Source organism: Roseiarcus sp., from assembly GCF_052145395.1.
Lineage (GTDB): Bacteria > Pseudomonadota > Alphaproteobacteria > Rhizobiales > Beijerinckiaceae > Roseiarcus.
Window position 1 is genome coordinate 1 of record NZ_JBKQOT010000667.1, and the last position, 2,959, is coordinate 2,959.

The window sequence follows — 2,959 nt, forward strand, 5'->3', positions numbered from 1 at the left end:
CGGCGAGCGTTTGGTCTGACACTGCCTTGCGTAGCGTCCGAGCCCGAACGGATCGAGCGCGGCCGGCGTCCAGCGGCGAAGGACTTGATCGATGAGGCCCGCCGAAGACATGTCGCTAATTTCGAGCCCGATCTCGCCCGTCAGACGAAAGCGCAGAAAGTCCTTGCAGAAGAGTGCGTGTTCGGCGCGTTGAAGCGCCTCTGGCTCGTACGCATCGAGCCAGGCGATCAGCGGCAGTGGCTTGCCGGGAAACTGCGCGTTGTACGTCCGCTGGATCGACCGGGCCTCGGCCCCTCCGGCGCGCCAGCGCGCCAGTATCGCTCTTGCCCGCTGATCCGTTGAGAGGATGGCGTTGCGGACTGGGTTTCCGTCGCGGTCAACGAGAAAGAGACCGTTGCCGTAGCCGGTCAGGCCGACGACGACGATTGAGGACGGCGCGACGCCCGAGGAGGATAGGACCCTGTGCGCGACTTCGCACACGGAGGCCCACATGGCCTCGGGATCGCGTTCGAGGCAGCCCGGCGCCGGATGCAGGGGCGCTATCCCCACGGCGGCCACCGCGCGTTCCACGCCGCGCTCGTCATAGAGCGCCGCCTTGACCGCGGTGCCCCCTGCGACGAAGGCGATGATGTGGCGCTCCGCCATGCTACGCTCTCAGGACCCGACGCCTCGGCAAAGGCTTCGCGCCGCCGCGACGACCGGCACGACGTTGGGCCGATAGGCGTTCTCGAGCGGCGGCGCGAAGGGGACCGGAACGTCCGCCGACGCGACACGCGTCACGCGCAGGCCAGGTAGGCGCTCGCACAAGGAGGCGGCGATTTCCGCGCCGACCCCGCCCCTCTTCGGACCCTCCTCCACGATCAGCACGCGGCCGGTCTTGCGCGCTGACGCCACCAGTGTCGACAAGTCGAGCGGCGCGAGCGCCCGGACGTCTATCGCTTCCGCGTCGATCCCTTCGACCGCAAGCTGTTCGGCCGCCTGCAAGGCGAAATGCGCGGTCAGGAGCCAGCCGAGGATGCTGACCTCCGACCCCTTTCTCATCACTGACGCCTTGTCGAGCTGAACGACGTAGTCGCCATCTGGAATGTCGCTCGTCGCGTCGACCGCGCCGGGCTCCGCGCGCGCGCCCTTCGAGCCGTAGAGGAGCTTGTGCTCGAAAACCACTACCGGATTGTCGTCGCGAACCGCGGCCTTGAGCAGGCCCTTCGCGTCATAAGCGTTCGAAGGGGCGACGACCTTGAGGCCCGGAACGCCGGTGAAATAACGCTCCATGTTCTGAGCATGCTGGGCGCCGCGGCCGGTCGCCCCGACCGGTGCCCGCATCACCATCGGCGTCCGAATCTGTCCGCCCGACATGTAGCGCAGCTTCGCGGCGTTGTTGATGATCTGATCGCTGGCGAGGAACAGGAAGTCCCCGTACTGCACGTCGACGATCGGCCGCATGCCCATGATCGCCGCGCCGGTCGCGACGCCGAAGAAGCCCAACTCGGCGATCGGCGTGTTGATCACGCGATCCGGGAACTTCCTCTCGAGGCCGAGCGTCACGGTGAACGCGCCGCCCCATCCGCCCGGCACCCCGATGTCCTCGCCGATGCAGAAGACGCACGGGTCCCGCTCCATCTCCTCGGCGATCGCGTCGCGCAAGGCCTCGGCAATGCCTTGCCGCCTCATGGCGCGCCCTCCGCAGCGAAGACGTCGGTTTCGAGATCGTCGATGGAAGGCTGGGGCGCAGAGCGCGCCTTCTCCACCGCCTCGGCGAAGCGCTGCGTTGCTCGCGACCGAATGTGCTCGACGCCCGCCTCGTCGATCACGCCCTCCGCCTGCAGGCGATCGGCGAAAATCTCGATCGGGTCGCGCCCCGCCCACGCCTTCCGCTCCGCCTCCGGTTGGTACTGGCGAGGATCGCGTCGCGAGTGGCCAGTCTGGCGATAAGTCAGAAGTTCAAGCAGAACAGGGCCGTCGCCGGCGCGGCATCGCGCCGCCGCGCGTTCGGTGGCCGCATGGACCGCTTCGACGTCGTTGCCGTCCACGGTCTCGCCCGCGATGCCGTATGAGACGGCGCGATCAGCGACACGCGGATTCTTCATCACCAGATCGATGCGGGTCGAGGCGCCGTAGAGATTGTTCTCGCAGGCGAAGATCGCCGGCAACCGCCAGATCGCCGCCATATTCACGCCCTCGTGGAACGCGCCCTCGGCAACCGCGCCGTCGCCGAAGAAACAGGCGACGACCTGATTGGTCTTCCGCATCTTGAACGCGAGCGCCATGCCTGCGGCCAGTGGAATTCCGCCACCAACGATGGCGATGCCCGGAACCATGCCCTTACTCATGTTCCCCACATGCATCGATCCGCCCTTTCCCTTGCAGCAGCCGGTCGAGGCGCCGAACAGCTCGTCCAGCAGTTCCTGCTCGCCGAGCCCTTTCGCGATCGCGTGTCCGTGGCCGCGGAAAGTCGAAGTGATGAAGTCGTCCGGTCGCAATGCGGCGCAGACGCCGACCGCCGTCGCCTCCTGGCCCTGGCACTGGTGGATGGTGCCGGGCATGGAGCCTTCGAGGAACAGGAAGCGCACGCCCTCTTCGAACTCGCGGATGCGGATCATGCGATCGAGGAGTTCGAGTCTTCGCTCCAAGGCGCTCATGCGTCGACCTCGATCCGAGCGATCACCTCTCCGATCGCAACCTTCACGTCCGGCTGAGCGAGAATCTCCGCAATGGTCCCGGACGCCACCGATTCGACCTCGATGGTCGCCTTGTCGGTTTCGACCTCGAGAAGCGGCTGCCCGCGCTTGACCCGCGCGCCCTTCGTCACAAGCCACCGTTTGACCAGTATGTCCGAGCCCTCTGTGGCGGAAAGGTCGGGCATCTTCACGTCAATCCGCAAGCCATACCTCCATCGGAAGCTCATGCGCTGCAATAAAGGTTTCCGCCTCGTCGGCGCGAAACACGCCGTCGGTCGTGC

4 protein-coding genes are annotated in these 2,959 nt (G+C 66.6%); all 4 read right to left on the bottom strand.

Going from position 1 to position 2,959, the window contains the following annotated elements:
* Positions 1-645 (bottom strand): FGGY family carbohydrate kinase (locus ACLP25_RS22920; RefSeq protein ID WP_442471446.1); only part of this gene is annotated, 645 nt, incomplete at its 3' end.
* 9 nt (positions 646-654) lie between these two features.
* Complete coding sequence (locus ACLP25_RS22925; RefSeq protein WP_442471447.1) at positions 655-1,671, bottom strand: alpha-ketoacid dehydrogenase subunit beta; 1,017 nt, start codon at positions 1,669-1,671, stop codon at positions 655-657.
* A complete protein-coding gene (locus ACLP25_RS22930) occupies positions 1,668-2,639 on the bottom strand; it encodes a thiamine pyrophosphate-dependent dehydrogenase E1 component subunit alpha (RefSeq protein ID WP_442471448.1) in 972 nt (323 codons plus the stop codon). Before ACLP25_RS22930 ends, ACLP25_RS22925 begins: the two co-directional genes overlap by 4 nt.
* On the bottom strand, positions 2,636-2,881 hold the full coding sequence (locus tag ACLP25_RS22935) for a biotin/lipoyl-containing protein (protein WP_442471449.1): 246 nt from the start codon (positions 2,879-2,881) through the stop codon (positions 2,636-2,638). Before ACLP25_RS22935 ends, ACLP25_RS22930 begins: the two co-directional genes overlap by 4 nt.
* Positions 2,882-2,959 lie beyond the last annotated feature (78 nt).